Origin of the sequence: Pseudarthrobacter sp. PvP004 (genome assembly GCF_017876035.1) — a bacterium.
GTDB classification, from domain to species: Bacteria; Actinomycetota; Actinomycetes; order Actinomycetales; family Micrococcaceae; genus Arthrobacter; species Arthrobacter aurescens_A.
Genome location: NZ_JAGINL010000001.1, coordinates 2,470,196 through 2,488,810, shown reverse-complemented (window position 1 = coordinate 2,488,810; position 18,615 = coordinate 2,470,196). Strand labels below are relative to the sequence as shown.

General features: G+C 64.4%; 13 protein-coding genes and 1 pseudogene. 7 read left to right on the top strand and 7 right to left on the bottom strand.

Annotation, left to right across the window (positions count from 1 at the left end):
- Window positions 1-7 precede the first annotated feature (7 nt).
- From J3A64_RS11220 to J3A64_RS11200, 5 genes are read left to right on the top strand one after another with little or no spacing between them, the layout of a single operon-like run.
- Window positions 8-712, top strand: coding sequence for a hypothetical protein (locus J3A64_RS11220; protein ID WP_011774153.1), 705 nt, complete (start codon window positions 8-10; stop codon window positions 710-712).
- On the top strand, window positions 709-5,151 hold the full coding sequence (locus tag J3A64_RS11215; RefSeq protein ID WP_210064314.1) for an FtsK/SpoIIIE domain-containing protein: 4,443 nt from the start codon (window positions 709-711) through the stop codon (window positions 5,149-5,151). Before J3A64_RS11220 ends, J3A64_RS11215 begins: the two co-directional genes overlap by 4 nt.
- A 37-nt stretch (window positions 5,152-5,188) precedes the next feature.
- Window positions 5,189-7,495, top strand: a complete 2,307-nt coding sequence (gene ligA / locus J3A64_RS11210; protein ID WP_210064313.1) for an NAD-dependent DNA ligase LigA — start codon at window positions 5,189-5,191, stop codon at window positions 7,493-7,495.
- Complete coding sequence (locus tag J3A64_RS11205) at window positions 7,492-8,316, top strand: inositol monophosphatase family protein (RefSeq protein WP_014921191.1); 825 nt, start codon at window positions 7,492-7,494, stop codon at window positions 8,314-8,316. Before ligA ends, J3A64_RS11205 begins: the two co-directional genes overlap by 4 nt.
- 10 nt (window positions 8,317-8,326) lie before the next feature.
- The gene (locus J3A64_RS11200; protein ID WP_210064312.1) at window positions 8,327-9,535 is read left to right on the top strand and encodes an AAA family ATPase; all 1,209 of its coding nucleotides are present in this window, start codon (window positions 8,327-8,329) and stop codon (window positions 9,533-9,535) included.
- 21 nt (window positions 9,536-9,556) lie between these two features.
- Here the strand turns inward: J3A64_RS11200 and J3A64_RS11195 are convergent, their stop codons facing one another.
- The 5 genes and pseudogenes from J3A64_RS11195 to J3A64_RS11175 all read right to left on the bottom strand — a co-directional run bounded on the left by J3A64_RS11195 (window position 9,557) and on the right by J3A64_RS11175 (window position 14,740).
- Entirely contained in the window at window positions 9,557-10,591 is a 1,035-nt protein-coding gene (locus tag J3A64_RS11195) for an aldo/keto reductase (RefSeq protein ID WP_210064311.1), read from the bottom strand.
- Window positions 10,591-11,958: pseudogene (locus J3A64_RS11190) on the bottom strand (LLM class flavin-dependent oxidoreductase). Before J3A64_RS11190 ends, J3A64_RS11195 begins: the two are co-directional and overlap by 1 nt.
- 33 nt (window positions 11,959-11,991) lie before the next feature.
- Complete coding sequence (locus tag J3A64_RS11185) at window positions 11,992-12,720, bottom strand: ABC transporter ATP-binding protein (protein ID WP_014921194.1); 729 nt, start codon at window positions 12,718-12,720, stop codon at window positions 11,992-11,994.
- A complete protein-coding gene (locus J3A64_RS11180; protein ID WP_210064310.1) occupies window positions 12,696-13,628 on the bottom strand; it encodes an ABC transporter permease in 933 nt (310 codons plus the stop codon). Before J3A64_RS11180 ends, J3A64_RS11185 begins: the two co-directional genes overlap by 25 nt.
- A gap of 2 nt (window positions 13,629-13,630) precedes the next feature.
- Window positions 13,631-14,740, bottom strand: a complete 1,110-nt coding sequence (locus J3A64_RS11175) for an ABC transporter substrate-binding protein (RefSeq protein WP_210064309.1) — start codon at window positions 14,738-14,740, stop codon at window positions 13,631-13,633.
- A gap of 457 nt (window positions 14,741-15,197) precedes the next feature.
- On the opposite strand from J3A64_RS11175, the gene J3A64_RS11170 reads away from it, so the two are divergent.
- The gene (locus tag J3A64_RS11170; protein WP_011774163.1) at window positions 15,198-15,710 is read left to right on the top strand and encodes a GNAT family N-acetyltransferase; all 513 of its coding nucleotides are present in this window, start codon (window positions 15,198-15,200) and stop codon (window positions 15,708-15,710) included.
- 57 nt (window positions 15,711-15,767) lie between these two features.
- Entirely contained in the window at window positions 15,768-16,160 is a 393-nt protein-coding gene (locus J3A64_RS11165) for a RidA family protein (RefSeq protein ID WP_011774164.1), read from the top strand.
- 70 nt (window positions 16,161-16,230) lie between these two features.
- Here J3A64_RS11165 and J3A64_RS11160 read toward each other — a convergent pair whose 3' ends face one another.
- Together J3A64_RS11160 and J3A64_RS11155 are read right to left on the bottom strand one after the other, a co-directional pair.
- Window positions 16,231-16,890, bottom strand: a complete 660-nt coding sequence (locus J3A64_RS11160; RefSeq protein ID WP_014921197.1) for a response regulator — start codon at window positions 16,888-16,890, stop codon at window positions 16,231-16,233.
- Window positions 16,883-18,583, bottom strand: a complete 1,701-nt coding sequence (locus tag J3A64_RS11155) for an ATP-binding protein (protein WP_014921198.1) — start codon at window positions 18,581-18,583, stop codon at window positions 16,883-16,885. Before J3A64_RS11155 ends, J3A64_RS11160 begins: the two co-directional genes overlap by 8 nt.
- Between the last annotated feature and the right edge of the window lie 32 nt (window positions 18,584-18,615).

The window sequence follows — 18,615 nt, the reverse complement described above, 5'->3', positions numbered from 1 at the left end:
ACAGATCATGGGGGATCTAGCAATAGATTTCTGTGGGGAATGGTACGAACCATCCGACGAGGACATCTTTGATATTGGACGCGAAGGTGACTTGGAAGTGGACGACAATCCCTACCTGCACCGACGCTTCCTGCAGATCGCCCGTTACGACGGCATGTGGTGGCTCAGCAACGTCGGGAGCATGCTGTCCGCCACCATTGCTGACGGTTCGGGCGGTATGCAGGCCTGGCTGGCGCCTGGGGCGCGGATCCCGTTGGTGTTCAGCCACACCAACGTGATTTTTACCGCCGGACCCACCACCTACGAGTTCGCTGTGCACTTGAAGACGCCGTCCTTCCGGCACGAAGCACGCGACGAGGACCAGGCAGGGGACACCACCATAGGACCCGTGGTGTTCACCGATTCCCAAAAGGCGCTGATCGTTGCCTTGGCCGAGCCCATGCTGCGGCGCGACGGCACCGGCTTCAGCGCAATTCCGTCGTCTGCCGAGGCTGCGAAGCGACTGGGATGGGCCCTCACCCGTTTCAACCGCAAGCTGGACAACGTCTGCGACAAACTGGACCGCGTAGGCGTAGTGGGCCTGCGCGGCGGCGTGGGAAAACTTGCCACCAACCGCCGTGCGCGCTTGGTGGAACATGCCGTGACGTCTCACCTGGTGACGCCGGCTGACCTGCATCTTCTTGAAAAAATGAGTGGAGTCGACGAAGGATGAAGTTCCGCCTGACCTTGCGGCGTGACCCTGCGGAAGCAAAGGACCTCGCCGTAACGGTGGATGGTCGTGCCACCGTGGCTGACATAGCCACCGAACTTTGGGCTGCCGACCCCGCACGAAAGGGGACCGAACCGCCGTCGAACCTGTCCATCAGCGTGGACGAGGCTTTCGTTGGCGGCGGCCTCTCCGGGCACGTCCTCCGGCCTACGGACAACCTGTTGGAGTCCGGGCTGCGCCCGGGTTCCAAAGTCTCGCTCGCGCAGGTCAGCGAGCAGTTCGCATCCAACGGCCACAGCAGGGGACCGGCAGCGGCGACGTTGCGCGTGATGTCAGGGCCCGACGTCGGACGCGAATTTTCGCTGCCATTCGGCACCAGCTACATCGGCCGGGACCGGGACGCCGACATCCGTTTGTCGGACCCGCTGACCTCCAAGCGCCATGCGCGGATCACCGTTGGCGAAACCGTGGAAATCGTGGACACGAACTCCGCGAACGGACTCCTCATGGACGGGCTGCCGGTTACCCGCGCAACGCTCGAATCCTCCGACACCGTTACCTTGGGCGATACTTCCGTGGGGGTCGTCGCCCTGTCACGGAACCATGGCGGTGGGCCGTCGTCGCCGCTGGTGGATTTCAACCGTTCGCCGCGGGTGCTGCCCAGGTTCGAGTCGCCAAAGCGCGTGCCTCCGGCCGGCCCCAAGCGCCCGGAACACCAGCCCTTCCCCTACATCATGCTCATCGCGCCGCTGCTGATGGGTGGTGTGCTCTTTGCGTTCACACAGAACCTGCTGTCCGTGATCTTCATGGCGATGATGCCGCTCTTCATCGTTGGGCACTACGTGGACCACAAAATGCAGAGCAAGCGGCAGGCCAAGGAGGGCCACAAACAGTTCAAAGCCGCGATGCTGGCGTTCCGAGAGGACATTGACAAGCAGCAGAATATTGAGCGCGCTGTCAGGCTCCAGGAAGCACCCTCCGTGAGCGACACGGTTGATGCGATTTACAAGCTCGGGCCCCTCCTCTGGACCCACCGGCCCGAACACCAGCACTTCCTGGGGGTTCGCTTCGGGTTGGGCTCCGCGCCGTCGCGTATACAGTTCGACGAACCGGGCGCCAACGAAACCGAACCGCAGTACATGCGGGAAATCCAGGAGTGCCTGCAGCAGGTCCGTGTCATTGAAGGCGTTCCGATCGTGTCGCAGTTGCGTACCTCGGGCTCCTTTGGCGTGGCAGGGGACCGCAGCGTGGTGGACGACGTGGCCCGTGGCATGGTGCTCCAGCTGGTGGGGCTCCATTCGCCGGCCGAAGTTGTCCTCACGGCACTGACCTCGGCCCGTTCCCGTGAGCGTTGGGACTGGCTGCAGTGGCTCCCGCACGTTGGTTCAGGGCACAGCCCCATATCCGGCGATCACCTTGCTGCCGGCCCAGGTGCCGGTGCTGCCTTGTTGTCCCGACTCGAAAACCTCGTGGAAGAGCGGGAAGCACTGGCCAAGGAGCCGGGCCCGCATCCGCGTCCAGGCCTCAAGAACGAACACGAGGAAGTTCCCGGTCCCGTGGTTCCGGCCGTCCTGGTGATCGTTGAGGACGACGCCCCCGTGGACCGGGGCCGCCTCACGCGCTTGGTGGAACGCGGCCCCGACTACGGCGTGCACATCATGTGGGTGGCGGCCAACGTGCAATCACTTCCCGCAGCATGCCGCGACTTCCTCTCGGTGGACGGCGATCACGGCACCACCACGGGCCAGGTTCGCTTGGGCCGCCACACGTACCCCGTGAGCTGCGAAAGCCTGGATGCGGACCTTGCCACGCAGCTTGCGCGCATGATGTCGCCGCTGGTGGATGTTGGAAACCCGCTCGACGACGATTCCGACCTCCCGCGCGCCGTCTCCTACGCCACGTTGATCGGCAAGGAACTGATGGACAACCCACAGGCCGTGGCGGAGCGTTGGCAGGAGAACAATTCTGTCCACGCCACAGCTGTGCCCAACCGGAAGGACAACGGCAGCCTCCGCGCACTGGTCGGCTCCAAAGGTGTGGAGCCGTTCTACCTGGACCTCAAGAACGAAGGTCCGCACGCGCTGGTGGGCGGAACCACCGGTGCCGGCAAGTCCGAGTTCCTGCAGTCCTGGGTGATGGGCATGGCAGCCGCGTACAGCCCGGACCGGGTCAGCTTCCTGTTCGTCGACTACAAGGGCGGAGCTGCGTTTGCCGACTGCCTGCACCTCCCGCACACCGTTGGCTTGGTGACCGATTTGTCTCCGCACCTGGTGCGCCGTGCGCTGACGTCGCTTCGGGCAGAGCTGCACTACCGCGAAAGGCTCCTGAACCGTAAGAAAGCCAAGGACCTCCTGGCGCTGCAACGCGAAGCCGATCCGGAGGCGCCCCCGTACCTCATCATCATCGTGGACGAATTCGCGGCGCTGGCTACCGAAGTTCCTGAGTTTGTTGATGGCGTGGTGGATGTCGCCGCCCGCGGCCGGTCCCTGGGGCTGCACTTGATCCTGGCCACACAGCGGCCCGCCGGCGTCATTAAAGACAACCTGCGCGCCAACACCAACCTCCGCGTTGCCTTGCGCATGGCCGATGAAGTGGACGCAACGGACATCCTGGGTGTTCCGACGGCCGCTTACTTCGATCCGTCCATCCCTGGCCGCGGTGCCGCGAAGACGGGTCCCGGCCGTATCCAAGGCTTCCAGACCGGATACGCCGGTGGCTGGACCACTGAAAAGCCGCAGCGCCCCCGGATCGACATCGTGGAAATGGCGTTCGGATCCGGTCCCACCTGGGAACCGCCCCTGGTGTCACAGGTGGAAGAAGAGCCCGCCGGACCCAACGACATTGCCAGGATGACAGGAAACATCATCCGCGCAGCTGACGTCCTGTCCATCGAGCCTCCCCGGAAGCCATGGCTCAACGAGCTCGCCACTACCTACGATTTCTCCAAGCTTCCCAACCCGCGGACCGATGAGCGGCTCCTGCTCGGCGTGGCGGACGACCCCGCCCACCAGGACCAGCCCACTGTGTTCTATGAGCCGGACAAGGACGGCAACATGGCCGTCTACGGCACGGGCGGATCCGGTAAGTCGGCAGCGCTGCGCGGAATCGCCATCGCCGCCGCGGTCACGCCGCGTGGTGGTCCGGTGCACGTCTACGGCATCGACTGTGGTTCGTCGGGACTCAAAATGCTTGATGGCCTTCCCCATGTTGGCGAGATCATCAACGGCGACGACGTGGAGCGCGTCGGGCGACTGCTGCGCTGGCTCAAGGACGTGGCGGACGATCGGGCAGCGCGCTTCGCTGAGGTCCGGGCGTCCACTATCGTCGAATACCGGCAGTTGGCCAACCGTCCCGAAGAAAAGCGCATCTTCATCCTGGTGGACGGTATGTCTTCCTTCCGCGAATCCTACGAGTACAGCAACCTGTCCGCGCTGTGGGACATCTTCCTAACGCTGGCAACAGACGGACGTCCCCTGGGCATCCACCTGGTAGTCAGCGGTGACCGCACCAACTCCGTTCCGGCGTCGCTCCTTGCTTCCATCCAAAAGCGGCTGGTCCTGCGCCTCAGCTCCGAAGATGACTACATGACTCTGGACGTCCCCAAGGACGTTCTTAACGCAGCTTCACCTCCCGGGCGTGGTTTGTTGGACGGGCTCGAAGTTCAGCTCGCCGTGCTGGGAGGCAACTCGAACCTCGCGCTCCAGGCCCGTGAAGTGGCCAAGCTCAGCCAGGCGATGCTGCGCCAGGGCCTCGAGCAGGCTCCGCAGATTCAGCGGCTCCCGGAATTGGTGGACTTGGACATCCTGCCCACCGGCGCGCCGGACAATCCTGTGATAGGCGTCGACGACGAAACGCTGGGTTCGGCGGCCATCGCCGCCAAGGGATCACTCCTGCTGGCCGGCCCTCCAGGCGCCGGACGTACAGTCGCGTTGGTCACTTTGGCTTATGCGCTGCGGCGTTCCAACCCGCGCACCGACCTCATCTACATCGGTTCCCGCCGCTCTGCCGTGGCGTCGCTGAATATCTGGAGCAGGTCGCTGGTGGGGCCGGACGAAGTTTCGGATGTGGTGGATGACCTGATCGACAAGGCCTCGGACAACCCCGGCACCATGGCGATCTTCATCGAGGGCCTGACTGAGTTCACCGACACGCTGGCGGAATCCGGCGTGGGACGGTTGGTTACTGCCGCAATCAAGGCAGATCAGTGGGTGGTGGGCGAGTCCGAGACCTCAACCTGGTCTCAGGCCTGGTCCCTTGCCCAGCCGTTCAAATCCGGACGCCGAGGGCTCTTGCTCAACCCAGGAGATGTGGAAGGTGACAGCCTCCTCAACACCTCCCTGGGCCGCATCAGCAAGGACTTCATTCCTGGCCGCGGGTACATTGTGGGACGAGGAAAGGTACGCAAGCTCCAAATCGCCATGCCGCCTGAAAACCGCAGCTAGGACCTTTAATGTCCGTGGGTTACGGCAAGATAGAGCTGTGAGCACACCAGAGAATCCGGATCCGGTCGACACCACAACCCAGGACGCCGCTGCGGCCATCGTCGCAGAGGAGGGGACTCCGCCGTCGGAGTCCCTGCGGGATGAGTACGAGCAACTGGCGGACCTTGTCCGCAAGTATCGGTATGCCTATTACCAGGAAGACTCGCCGACAGTCTCCGACGCCGAGTTTGATGAACTGTACCGCCGGCTGGAGGAACTGGAAGCACTCCACCCGGAGCTCGTGTCCAACGACTCGCCCACTCAGGAGGTTGGAGGCGAGGTCTCATCTGCCTTTGCGGCGGTGGAGCATCTGCAACGGATGTACAGCCTTGACGACGTCTTCTCCTTGGATGAGCTCGAAGCCTGGGTCCGCAAAGCTGAAGCGTCAGTGGCGAAGCTCGGCGATTCCGTCCCGCCCATCGCGTGGCTGACTGAACTGAAAATCGATGGCCTTGCCGTCAATCTGCTGTACAGGGACGGGAAACTGGTCCGTGCCGCAACCCGAGGCGACGGCACCACCGGTGAAGACATCACCCACAACGTTCTCACCATCAAGGAAATCCCACGGCAGCTCAGTGGTTCCGGCTACCCATCGGAAGTGGAGATCCGCGGCGAGGTGTTCATCCCTTCCAAGGCATTCCTTGAGTTCAATGAGTCCTTGGTGGCTGCCGGCAAGGCACCGCTTGCCAACCCGCGCAACGCCGCCGCTGGTTCGCTTCGCCAGAAGGATCCCGCGGAAACGGCCAAGCGGCCCCTCAGCATGTTTGTCCATGGCATCGGTGCCCGTGAAGGCTTGGATGCGAAGAGCCAATCGGAAACCTATAAGCTCCTCGAGGAATGGGGGCTCCCTGTCAGCCCATACCTCAAGGTGCTGGAGACCTTCGACGACGTCCTGAAGTTCATTGCCGACTACGGTGAGCGCAGGCATAAGCTCCTGCACGAGATTGACGGCATTGTGGTCAAGATTGATGACTTTGCCACTCAACGCGCCCTTGGGTACACGTCCCGCGTGCCCAGATGGGCTGCCGCGTACAAGTACCCGCCCGAGGAAGTCCACACGAAGCTCCTGGACATCGCCGTCAACGTGGGCCGCACCGGTCGCGTGACTCCCTTTGGCCTGATGGAACCCGTGAAGGTGGCCGGCTCCACGGTGGGCATGGCTACGCTGCACAACCAGGACGTGGTCAAGGCCAAGGGCGTGATGATCGGCGACATCGTGATTCTCCGCAAAGCAGGCGATGTCATCCCCGAGATCGTCGGACCCGTCCTTGCCTTGCGTGACAAGCAGGAACCGCCCGTCCGTGAATTCGTGATGCCCACAGAATGCCCGTCCTGTGGCACGCCGCTGGCTCCGGCCAAGGAAAGCGACGTGGACATTCGTTGCCCCAACGCCAAGTCCTGCCCCTCGCAGCTGCGTGAGCGCGTGTTCCACGTGGCCAGCAGGGGTGCTTTCGACATCGAAGCACTTGGCTGGGAAGCGGCTGTGGCACTGACCCAACCCGCAGAGCCGGAGACGCCGCCGCTCACCAGTGAGGCCCGCCTGTTCAGCCTGACGCGGGAAGATCTGGCGGATGTCCTGATCCGCAGGGAAAAGCGCTCCAAGGGTGTGGGCACGGGAGAGTATGAACTCGTTCCGTATTTCTATACCAAGGGAACGGCGAAGTCTCCGTCCAAACCGACCGCCACCACGGAAAAACTGTTCGCTGAGCTGGAGAAAGCCAAGCAGCAGCCACTGTGGCGAGTGCTGGTGGCGCTGTCCATCCGGCACGTTGGACCAACAGCCTCCCGCGCACTTGCCACCGCTTTCGGGAGCATGGACGCCATCCGCAACGCCACCGAAGAGCAAATGGCCCATGTTGACGGAGTTGGACCCACCATCGCCGTGGCGCTCAAGGAATGGTTCGCAGTGGACTGGCACAACGAGATCGTGGACAGCTGGGCCGCTGCCGGCGTGCGAATGGAGGACGAGCGGGATGCTTCGGTACCGCGGACCCTTGAGGGCCTCACAGTGGTAGTCACCGGCACGTTGCCCAACTTCAGCCGCGACGAAGCCAAGGAGGCCATCATCATCCGTGGCGGCAAGGCGTCCGGTTCCGTCTCCAAGAACACCAGTTACCTGGTGGCCGGTGAAAGCGCCGGCACCAAGCTGGACAAGGCTGAGCAACTGGGCGTACCAGTGCTGGACGAGGACGGCTTCCGCGAGCTCCTGGCCAACGGACCGGCACAGACCGGGACGGAAGCTGAAGCCGCAACGGATGAAGCTACCGTAGTGGATGAAACAGCAGCGGAAGCAGCCACCGAATGACGGACGCCGCCGAACTCCTTGTTGTCGCGAAACGTGCCGCGGCTGCGGGCGCTGCTGTGCTCGCCCAGCGGTCTGCCACCGGCACGGGTGGTGATGGTTTGGAAACCAGCAACAAGGGCGAGGCCGGCGACTGGGTCACGGCTTTCGACGTCGCGGCCGAGAATGCGGTCCGCGAAGCGATCATTGCCCAGCGGCCGCACGACGCCATCACGGGGGAGGAACACGGCACTACCCGGCCCGAACAGCCTTCCGGGTACCGCTGGTCCATCGATCCTTTGGACGGGACCACTAACTTCATCCGCAACATCGTCTATTACGCCACCTCCGTTGCGGTAGCGGACTCCGACGGCGTCTGGCAGGCGGGCGTCGTTCACGCACCGGCGTTGGGCCGCATCTATTCGGCAGCCCGCGGTCAGGGTGCATGGGTGGAAACAGGTGGAGAGAGGACGCGCCTGGCGGGTCCCGTTCCCGGGCGGACGGGGCTTATCCTGGCCACCGGCTTCAGCTACGATCCCGCCACCCGGGCCAGCCAATCTGAAGGCCTCGCCGGGCTCATGGATGGATTTGCCGATGTCCGACGTCTCGGGTCGGCTGCGCTGGATCTCTGCCTGGTGGCAGACGGTACTTTCGACGCCTACGGGGAGCGGGGCCTCAACGAGCACGACTTTTCGGCAGGCGCGCTGATTGCGGAAGAGGCTGGTTGCTGGGTGCGCCGGCCGCGCTTGGAGAGCCCGCTGGATGGCGGTCCCACCACAGAGGACCGTTTGGCGGCGTGGATGTGCGCCGGGGCTCTGGAACTGTCCGGCAAATTCCCGTTGTGATCATCAACCAGTGATCAAAGCACTCGCCATCGCCAATTACCGTTCCATCCGGGATCTCGCCATGGAGTTGCATGGCCTGGATATCGTGACCGGGGCCAACGGCAGTGGTAAGTCTTCCCTCTACCGGGCGCTTCGGCTGCTCGCCGAATGTGCCGGGGGTGATTCGGGGAACGTGGTGGGCTCTCTGGCCAGGGATGGAGGCTTGGCGTCCACGCTGTGGGCCGGGCCGGAGTCCATCAGTGAGGCCATGCGCCGAGGCGAGGTACCTGTCCAGGGAACTGTTCGTCGGGAGTCCGTGAACCTGAAACTGGGGTACTCCGGCGACGACTTTGGATATTTGGTGGACCTTGGCATGCCGGTTTCCAGCGGGGCGGGTTTTGACCAGGAAACCGGCCGTTCCCGCCCTTCGGCGTTCAGCCTGGATCCTGAGATCAAACGGGAGCAGATCTTTTCCGGGCCCGTGGCACGGCCGGGTTCGTTGTTGGTGGACCGAAAGGGCAGCCTGGCCAAGCTGCGCGGACCAGACGGCGAATGGACAGAGTTGTCCCGGCGGCTGGACACGTTCCAGAGCATGCTGACTGAGGTTTCGGATCAGGACCGGGCACCCGAGGTGCTGCGGGTTCGGGACTCGGTTCGTTCATGGCGCTTCTACGATCACTTCCGCACAGATGCAGAGGCTCCCGCCCGCCAGGCGCAGCTTGGAACACGCACCCCGGTGTTGCACCACAGTGGCAAGGATCTCGCGGCCGCACTCCAAACGCTGCGCGAGGTGGGATTCGAGCGGCAGTTGGATGCCGCCGTCGATCACGCCTTTCCGGGAAGCCGGCTGGAGATCGCCGTCAGCGACGGCCGCTTCAGTGTGGAGTTGCGCCAGCCGGGCATGCTGCGGCCCATGAAGGCAGCCGAACTCTCGGACGGGACGCTGCGGTTCCTCTTGCTCACCGCGGCCTTGCTGACGCCGCGGCCCCCGGAGCTCATGGTCCTGAACGAACCTGAGACCAGCCTCCACGTCGACCTGATGCCGGCACTGGCCGGACTGATAGTCCAAGCCAGTGCCAACAGCCAGATGATCGTGGTGACCCACTCCGAGGCCTTGCTTAAGGCACTTCGCGAAAGCGGGGCCGCCCATGAGCATGAGCTCTACAAGGACCTCGGCGAGACCAGGATCAAGGGCCTGGGCGCGCTGGAAGGTCCGCTGTGGAGCTGGCCCAAGCGCTGATCGCGCCCTTCGCGGAGGTACTTACCGCAATGAACGACGACGCCGGTCCGGCTCCGTCAGCCACGCCGGTTCATAGCCCGCATCAGCGGTGTTGAGGGTGGTCCCTGGAGGAACGATCTGGTCGATCCTGTCCAGCACATCGGGTGACAGGGTGAGCTTGTCCGCCCCGAGGGCTGCTTCAAGGTGTTCCAGCGTGCGCGGTCCGATGATCGCAGAGGTCACCGCCGGGTGTTCGAGGACGAAGGCCAGCGCGAGGTGGATCAGCGACAGTCCTGCTTGATCGGCCAGCTCCGTCAGCTCGAGCACGGCCTTCGTTTTGAGGGCGTTCCCGGGCAGGTCCGGATCGTGCCGGGCTGGTTGGCGACCCGCGCGGCTTGACGGAAGGTGCGCGCCGTCGGCCTTGATCCGACCGGACAACCAGCCTCCGGCGAGCGGGCTCCACGGAAGCACCCCGAGCCCGTGCTGCTGCGCCAGCGGCAGGACCTCCCGTTCTGCGCCACGAGCCAGGATGGAATACGGCGGCTGCTCCGTGACAGGCCGTTCCCGGTGGCGTTCTCGGGCAACGTACTGGGCCTCGACGATCTGGCCGGGAAGGAACGTAGACGTACCGATGTAGCGAATCTTGCCCTGGCTGACGAGGTCGCTGAGCGCACCCAGTGTTTCGTCGATGTCCGTGTCGGGATCCGGCCGGTGCACCTGGTATAGGTCGATCCAGTCTGTCTGCAGCCTGCGGAGACTGTCCTCAACTTCGCGGATGATCCAGCGGCGCGAATTGCCGGTCTGGTTCACGTCGTCGCCGAGGCGTCCATGGACCTTGGTAGCCAGGACAACCTGATCGCGCCGACCCTTCAGTGCCTTGCCCACGATCTCCTCGGACTCGCCCTGAGAGTACACATCGGCGGTGTCCACCAGGTTGATGCCGGCGTCCAGCGCCCTGTGGATGATGCGGATGCTGTCGTCGTGGTCAGGGTTGCCGATGGCCCCGAACATCATGGTCCCCAACGTCAGCTGGCTGACCTTGACGCCGGTTCGCCCCAGGTTCCGGTACTCGGTCATTAGAACGCCGATCCGATGGACGTGAGCTGCTGTCCCTCGGAACCGGCGTAACGGTTCTCGGGACGGGCCAACCCGTAGTGTCCGCGGAGAGTGGACTCGGTGTATTCGGTACGGAACAGGCCGCGGTGCTGGAGGATCGGTACTACCTGGTCCACGAAGATCTCCAGGCCGGAGGGGAGGACCGGGGGCATGATGTTGAAGCCGTCGGCCGCGCCCGCGAAGAACCAGTCCTGGATGGCGTCCGCCACCTGCTCCGGCGTTCCGGAGAACGTGCGGTGGCCACGTCCGCCGCCCAAGCGGCCGATCAGCTGCCGGACCGTGAGCTGCTCGCGACGAGCCAGTTCCACAATCAGCGTGTAGCGGCTCTTGGCACCCTCGATGTCGTCCTCGGAGGGAAGATCGGCGGGCAGTTGGCGGTCCAGAGGAAGGTCTTCGGGCTTCAAACGCAAAGTCTTGGCCAACTGCTCCCGGGCGTACTCCGGCTTGATAAGTTCGTCGAGTTCACGCTCAAGTTTCAGGGCTTCGGCCTCCGTGGAACCAATCACCGGGACGATGCCCGGGAGGATCTTGATGCCTTCAGGGTCGCGGCCCACAGCTGCGGTTCGTGCCTTGAGGTCTGAGTAGAAAGCTTGGGCGTCAGCCAATGTCTGGTGCGCGGTGAACACGGCTTCGGCGTACTGTGCAGCAAGCTTCTTGCCGTCCTCGGAGGACCCTGCCTGAACGATCAGTGGGTGGCCCTGCGGCGAGCGGGGAACATTGAGCGGGCCGCGCACACGGAAGTGCTTGCCCTCGTGTTCAATAGCCCGGATCTTGTTGTCGTCACCCCACACGCCCTCGGCTTTGTCCGCGAGCACGGCGTCGTCCTCCCAGCTGTCCCACAGCTTCTGGGCTACCTCGATGAACTCGGCTGCCCGCTCGTAACGGACAGCGTGTGCCGGCTGGTCATCCACGCCGAAGTTCCTCGCAGCGTCCGGTCCCGCCGTCGTGACGACGTTCCAACCAGCGCGGCCGCCGCTGACTCAGTCCACCGACGCGAAGCGGCGTGCCAGGTTGAAGGGGTCGTTGTAGGTAGTAGAAGCGGTGGCGATCAGGCCGATCTTCTGCGTTGCCGCGGCGATGGCTGTCAGCAGCACTGTAGGTTCCAGTTTGCCGGCAGGGCGGCGGCCCACCTCGCCGAACAGGACGGGGGAGTCCGCGAAGAAGATGGAGTCCAGCTTTCCGCGTTCAGCCGCCCGGGCCAGATGCTGGTAGTGCTCAACCTTGGTGGAGGAGAGAGGATCGCTTTCGGGCAAGCGCCACGAGGCCTCGTGGTGGCCTGTGCTCATGAGGAAAGCGTTCAGGTGGAGCTTGCGCTGTGGTTCAGTCATGGGGTTTCTCCTTGGATCGAATACGAGGGGGGGTTAGGCAGCAGAATGGACGCCGAGGGCTTCGAGCAGTTCGCCCCTCAGCGCTGAATGGTCGACGGCGGTTCCAGCCTTGCGCTCAAGGGCTACACGGCCGCCTTGGAGGACGATGACGCGGTCGGCCAAGGTGATGGCCTCGTCGACGTCGTGGGTTACGAGCAGGACCGCCGGGCGGTGCGCGGCGACCAGGTCCTTAAGGAGTGCGTGCATTTTCAACCGGGTGAGGGCATCCAGCGCACCGAAAGGTTCATCGGCCAACAGCAGCTTGGGCTCGCGCACCAGCGACCTCGCCAAGGCGACGCGCTGCTGTTCCCCGCCGGACAGTTCGTGTGGCCACGCCTTTTCGCGACCGGCGAGTCCCACTTCGGCGAGCGCGCGGCGGCCGCGGGCATCGGCGTCGTGATCCCTGAGTCCCAAGGTGACGTTGCCCAACACGGTGTCCCACGGCAGCAGGCGCGAGTCCTGGAACACCACGGACACCTGCTCCGGGACCTTCACCACTCCGCTGCCGCGGACGTCACCGTCCAGTCCGGCGAGGGCACGCAGCAGGGTGCTCTTGCCGCAGCCGCTGGGGCCGAGGAGGGCAACGAACTCGCCCGGTGCGATATCAAGGTCCACCCCGTTGAGTACGCCTTTCGGGCCGAAGCTGCGAATGAGGTTCCGGACGGAGACTTCGTAGGAGGGGCCGGTCCGGAGGGTGCTTAGCCCGCCAGTGTGCGTTGCCACGACAATGCCTTTCGTTCCAGGAGCCGGACGGCTGCGTCGGAAACCAGTCCCAGGACCCCGTAGACCGCCAGGCCGAGGACGATGATGTTTGTTTGTCCGTAGGTGCGGGCGAGCTCCATCATGTAGCCGATGCCGCTGGTGGAGTTGATCTGTTCCACCACCACCAAGGACACCCAGGCGCCGGTGACGGCGAAACGAAGCCCCAGGAAGAATCCCGGCAACGCTCCCGGTAGTACTACGCGGCGAATGAACCCGGCCCGGCTCAGGCCCACCGTTTGCGCCAGTTCGACGTACCGCAGGTCGATGCCCCGCAAACCAGCATGGGTCTGGAGGTAGATGGGGACGAACACGCCCAAAGTGATGGTGAGGACCTTCATGGTTTCGTCGATGCCGAACCAGAGGATCAGCAGGGGGATCAGGGCGAGTCCGGGAATGGCCCGCTTGATCTGCACTGGACCGTCGATCAGCGACTCGCCTACGCGGCTCAGCCCGGAAAGGACCGCCAGTACGGCACCCACCACGATCCCGAAGAACAATCCCAAACCTGCACGCTGGGCCGAGATCGCCAGGTTCTCTTGGAGGCGGCCGTCTGCGATCAATTCGCCCGCCGTGGAGACCACGGTCCAAGGCTCGGACAGGATCCGGGGATCCAGCAGGCCCGTCGCCGAAGCAACCACCCACAATAGGATCAACGCGGCAGGACCCACTAAGCCCGCAAAGCGGCGACGCTTCCCGGGGCCCAGGCGGCGGCTCGCCGGGCGGACATCCGGCCTGCCGGTGAGGTTCGGGTCGAGGTGAGGTTCGACGCCGGCACCCGGGTGAGTAGCGACGTCGCTTCTTGGCGGAGGTGCGGTTCCTGGCGGGGGAGCGGTGACCGTAGCCGTGCGCCGGGCAGCAGTGGTGGTCATGGCTACGCCCCCTTTCCAGCGGCCGCGTAGGCCGTGCCGCCGATGGCCTCAAAGCGGAGGTCGTACAACTTGGCGGCATCCAGCTTGGGCTTCTGCTGTTCCTTGGCGAGGAGGTCGATGGTCTGCTGATGCCGGGCAATGGCCTCGGTCCAGGACGTGGGGAGGTCGCGCTCGCCGGCGGTATCGATCAGGTACTGGCCGTCCTCGGCGGAAAGCCCCTGGTTCTTGACGTAGTAGCCCTCAAGCCATTCCTTGGGGTGGTCCTGGATCCAGCGTTGGGCCTGTCCCCAGATTTCGACGTACTCGGCAAGCGCCGCAGCTTTTGCCGGATCGTCAAGCACCTTGGCCGGAGCGTACAGGTGGCCGGGATCGTCCCTGAGGCCGTGCCGCAGCGTTGTTCCGCCGTCGGCGCCGTACTTGGCCAGGTACCGCTTGATCTGGACGCCGCCCAAAGGCGCTGCGTCCACCTGCTTGCTGGACAGGGCTGTGGAGTAGGTGTCACCCGTGCTGGGTAGTTCCACGAGCTTCACGTCTTTTTGCTGCAGGCCGGCCTTTTCCAGGATGCGCAGCACCAAGGCCCCTTGCGCTTGGCCGGGGCTGTACGCGATCTTCTTGCCGCGAAGGCCCTGGAGGTCAGTGATGCCCGCACCGGGTGCCACACCCAGTTCGTACAACGGGTGGTTCACGGCATCCTGGCGGTAGACGCTGGCGATGATGCGGACCTCCAGCCCCGTCCACGTCGCGTGGATGGGAGGAATGTCCGCCACTGAACCTACATCCAGGGCGTTGGCCCGGAACGCTTCAGTAGTGGCAGGGCCGCCGGAGATGTTGGCGAACTTCACGGGGAAGCTGAGCTTCTTGTCCAGGCCGGAAAGTTCAAGGGCCACCTGCACGGATGGGTCGCCCACTGCCAGCGTGGTGCCTTCCGGAACGGTGGTGGCCAGCGGGGCGGTGACCTGTGCCGCCTGCGTGGCTACGCCTCCGGCCGCTGCTGGTCCGCCGCAAGCGGTCAACAGGCCCAGGGCGGGAATGGCGAGAAGGGTGCCGAGGATTTGGCGGCGGTTCGGGGGTGTTGTGGGGAGTTTTTGGGCGCGGAGGGACGCGGAAAACATGCAAAGCCTTTCAGGTGCGGGAGGGGTCGCTGCTGCCCGGAGCCAAGGGCATCGACGGCGCAGCGGTACAGATCGCTAGTTCTGAAGGCAGGACGGACAGCAGGAGTGAGCCTGAGTTACGTGTGCTGGGACATCGGTCTTGGGCATCGGTTCCTCCTGTTCTGTGTGCACGAAGTTTTCACGGCCGGGCTTTGCCGTGTGGTAACTCAAGCACGCCCGCATTGCCCCGCGCCAGCGTTTCGACATCTACGCGCAACAGCACGAAACCGGGGTTCACCGCACGCAACGCGGCTCAATTCGACGCCACGGGAGGCAACACAAAAGCAGCCCAGAGGCACCCTCCTGAACAGCGCGGGCCAACCATTCGGCGTCGTGCGTTCCAGACGTGACTGATAGTTCCATCACGGAAAGGGGCCTTTGGCGCGGCGGGCGCCGCCAGCACGACTACCATTGGTAGGTGCTTTCGCCGATTACCGTCCGTCCCGCCCTGCCCGAAGACTACGACGCCGTTGCCCGCATCACGCAGGACTCCTACGTCACCGCGGGGTACTACGGCGACGCTGATCACCCGTACCTGCAGAAGCTCCAGGACGTTGCCGGACGCGCGGAGCACGCTGAGATCCTGGTGGCGGAGCGCAACGGCGAGGTCATCGGGTCTGTTACGGCAGCCCCGGCAGGCGGCGGCTTTTCCGACATCGGCCTCGACGACGAACTGGAACTCCGTACCCTGGTGGTGGATCCGGCAGTTCAGCGATCCGGGGCGGGACGTGCCTTGGTGCAGGCTGTCATCGATCAAGCCAAGGCCATGGACGGAATCAACGCCGTGTCCCTGACCACTGGAGCCACGTGGGAAAGCGCCAACGCCCTCTACGCGCGGACAGGTTTTGACCGCGCCCCGCACCGTGACTGGTTTGTGCCCGGCACCGACATAAAGCTGTTCGTTTACCGGCTGGACCTCCCGCAGTCATAAAGTTTCCTTCGTAAACGCCGGTCACCGGACCGGGCGAAGCGACAGGAAAGGCGCGGCATGCGCAAGACATTCGGCACGGGTTCGGTCTGGGAGCAGACCCTTGGCTATTCCCGGGCAGTCCAGGTGGACAACACTCTTTTCATTTCCGCCACGGCCGCTTCAGGGCTCGTTGATGGCAAACAGGCGATCGTTGGCGACGACTTCTACTCGCAAACCAAGTACATCCTTGAGAAGCTCGGCGCTGTTTTGGAAGACGCCGGGTTCTCCTACGAGGACGTGGTTCAGTCCAAGCTGTACCTGACGGACATCAGCAAGTGGGAAGACGCCGGCCGCGCCCACGGTGAGGTCTTCGGCGAGATCCGCCCCACGCTTGCCCTGGTCCACGTCTTGCCGTTCCTCGATCCGCAGATGCTCGTGGAAATCGAGCTCGTGGCGCAAAAGTCCGCGTAGCGCACCCGCCTGAGTCGCATTAGTGGTTGTTCTGAGCGCTCAGAACAACCACTAATGCCAGTTACTTGGGTCAGGCGGGGACGCCGTAGCGGTGTTCCGGACGGCCTGTGCTTCCGTAGCGCAGCTGGATCTCGACGGCGCCATCGTCCGCGAGCGAGGACAGGTACCTTTGCGCCGTGGCCCGGGAAACGCCCACCCTCTCCGCAACCTCGGCAGCTGAATACTGCTCCCCGGGAAGCAAGGATTCCAGGACCGCAGCCTCCGTGGCGGAACGGGGCTTGGCTGACGGCGTGACATCTCCCGGGATCAGGGACCGTTTGGCGCGTTCAATGGTGGTTTGGTCAACGGCTGTCTGCTGCCCCAGGATCCGCCGATACCGCGCGTAGGACCGGAGTTGCTGGGACAGTGACTCAGCGGTGAACGGTTTCAGCATGTACCCAAGCGCGCCGCGCCGCAGGGCAACCCTGATGGACTGCGCGTCAGAGGCCGCTGTCAGCATGAGGGCGTCGACGTCCAGTTGACCCAACAGATCCAAGCCGGAGCCGTCCGGGAGATACACGTCCAGCAGCACCAGATCGGGACGAAGGCTGTGAATCGCCTGCAGTGCCTGTGAAACCGACCCAGCCGGCGCCAAAGCCATGAAGCCGGCCACGGAATCCACATAGGCTGCATGGAGCCGTGCCACGTGGAAGTCGTCGTCCACGATCAACACCCGCAAATCCTCAGCCATTGCTGTCCTCCCTCAACGTCGAGTCGGCACCTGTGCCCGCATGCTCCGCGGAATCCATGACGCCGGGGATGGTCGCCATGAACACGGCGCCGGGACCGCCGCTGCTGCCGGGCTCCAGGACGCGGACATCGCCGCCACGCCGCCGCGCAAGCTGCCGCACCAGCGCCAGCCCCAAACCTTGTCCAGCCCCTGAGCGTACCGGTTGTTCCGACGTCGTAAATCCTTCGGCGAAAACCTCTTCCGGTTCCAGGCTCCCCAAACCGTCGCCGGAATCGCCCACCAGGATGTGCAGGGTCCCGCCGTTCTCAGTGGCGTCGTCCAGCAGTTCGACTTCCACCCATCGTTCCGCTGACAAGCCGGCAACGGCGGCACTCACCGCGTTGTCGATCAGGTTGCCGAGCACCGTGGTGACGTCTTGTGGATCGGCCACGTGCCCACGGACCAGTGTTTCGGGGCCGATGCGGAGGGCCACGCCGCGCTCCGAAGCCTCCACGCCTTTCGCGCCAACGAAGGCCTGCAGATACGTGTCCTGGAGCAATTCGGCCTGCTCCACGGGGAACTTCAGCGGACCAGTGGCCGAGATCCGGGCCAGGTATTCCTTGGCGGCGTGGTGTTGGCCGATGCTCATGAAACCGGCAATGGTGTGGAGTTGGTTGGCGAACTCGTGGCGCTGGGCGCGCAGGGCTGTGGACATGGTCCCCACGGCGTCGAGCTGGCGGGTGAGTTGCTGCAATTCCGTGCGATCCCGCAGCATGACCACCCAGCCAAGATCCTCTTGCCGATGCCAGGCTTTGCGAGCGCTGGCCACCAGAACGCGTCCGCCCGCCACGACTTCCACGGCCTCGGCGTCCCGGGCCGCAGGCTGCGTGAGCTGTTTGAGCTGTTCAGGGACGGCCGCCGATGCCCAGTCCTGGCCGGTGGCGTCCGGCATGTCCAAGAGCCTTGCTGCGGCGGCGTTGAACACGGAGATCCGTCCGTCTGCGGCAACGCCGATCACACCATCATCCACGCCTTGGAGCACCGCCACTTGGTCGTGGACCAAGGTGCTGATCTCTTCCGGTTCCAAGCCGAGGGTGAGTCGTTGGAGCCTGCGACGGAGCAGGAAGGAGGCCAGGACGCCGGCAAGCAGCGAGCCGCCGGCGGTGAGTGCAATGGGCACAATGTCGCGGGCAAGGCTGTTGCTGAGGGACTCCACGGAATAGCCAACGCTGACCTCGCCCACGATTGTGGTGGAGTTCTCCGGAGCGTACACCGGCACCTTCGCCCCCGCCGATGGCCCCAACGTTCCCGTGTTGCGGGTGGTGATCTCTTGCCCGCCCAGCGCCACTGAAGGGTCTGTGCTGACGCGTTCACCCAGCCGCGCCGTCTCGGGGTGAGCCAGGCGCAGGCCGGTTTCGTCCGTGATCACCACGAACAGGGCCCCAGTCCGCACTCGCACAGCTTCGGCCGCCGCTTGAAGTGTTCCGGCAGCGAGGACATCCGGGGGAGGGGTTCCTTCTTCTTTGCTGATGGTTTGCACGCCGGACCTGATCTCGGGATCCGCGGCGACGGTCCTGGCAAGGGTGAGTGCTTGGTTTTCGGCTTCGGTGCCGATGCGTTCATAGACCAGCCACGCATGGACCGTCCCGCTGAGCAGGACCACCAGCAGGACAACCCCTAGCTGGAGGAGAAGGGTTTGGGTGGAGAAACGCATGCTGACCCGGCTGTTGCGCGGCACCTTCGCTC

Coding starts and splice junctions, on each gene's coding strand:
- J3A64_RS11175 (WP_210064309.1), bottom strand. CDS start 14,740: ATGTTTTCCGCGTCCCTCCGCGCCCAAAAACTCCCCACAACACCCCCG.
- J3A64_RS11220 (WP_011774153.1), top strand. CDS start 8: ATGGGGGATCTAGCAATAGATTTCTGTGGGGAATGGTACGAACCATCC.
- J3A64_RS11155 (WP_014921198.1), bottom strand. CDS start 18,583: ATGCGTTTCTCCACCCAAACCCTTCTCCTCCAGCTAGGGGTTGTCCTG.
- J3A64_RS11180 (WP_210064310.1), bottom strand. CDS start 13,628: ATGACCACCACTGCTGCCCGGCGCACGGCTACGGTCACCGCTCCCCCG.
- J3A64_RS11165 (WP_011774164.1), top strand. CDS start 15,768: ATGCGCAAGACATTCGGCACGGGTTCGGTCTGGGAGCAGACCCTTGGC.
- J3A64_RS11215 (WP_210064314.1), top strand. CDS start 709: ATGAAGTTCCGCCTGACCTTGCGGCGTGACCCTGCGGAAGCAAAGGAC.
- J3A64_RS11195 (WP_210064311.1), bottom strand. CDS start 10,591: ATGACCGAGTACCGGAACCTGGGGCGAACCGGCGTCAAGGTCAGCCAG.
- J3A64_RS11205 (WP_014921191.1), top strand. CDS start 7,492: ATGACGGACGCCGCCGAACTCCTTGTTGTCGCGAAACGTGCCGCGGCT.
- J3A64_RS11160 (WP_014921197.1), bottom strand. CDS start 16,890: ATGGCTGAGGATTTGCGGGTGTTGATCGTGGACGACGACTTCCACGTG.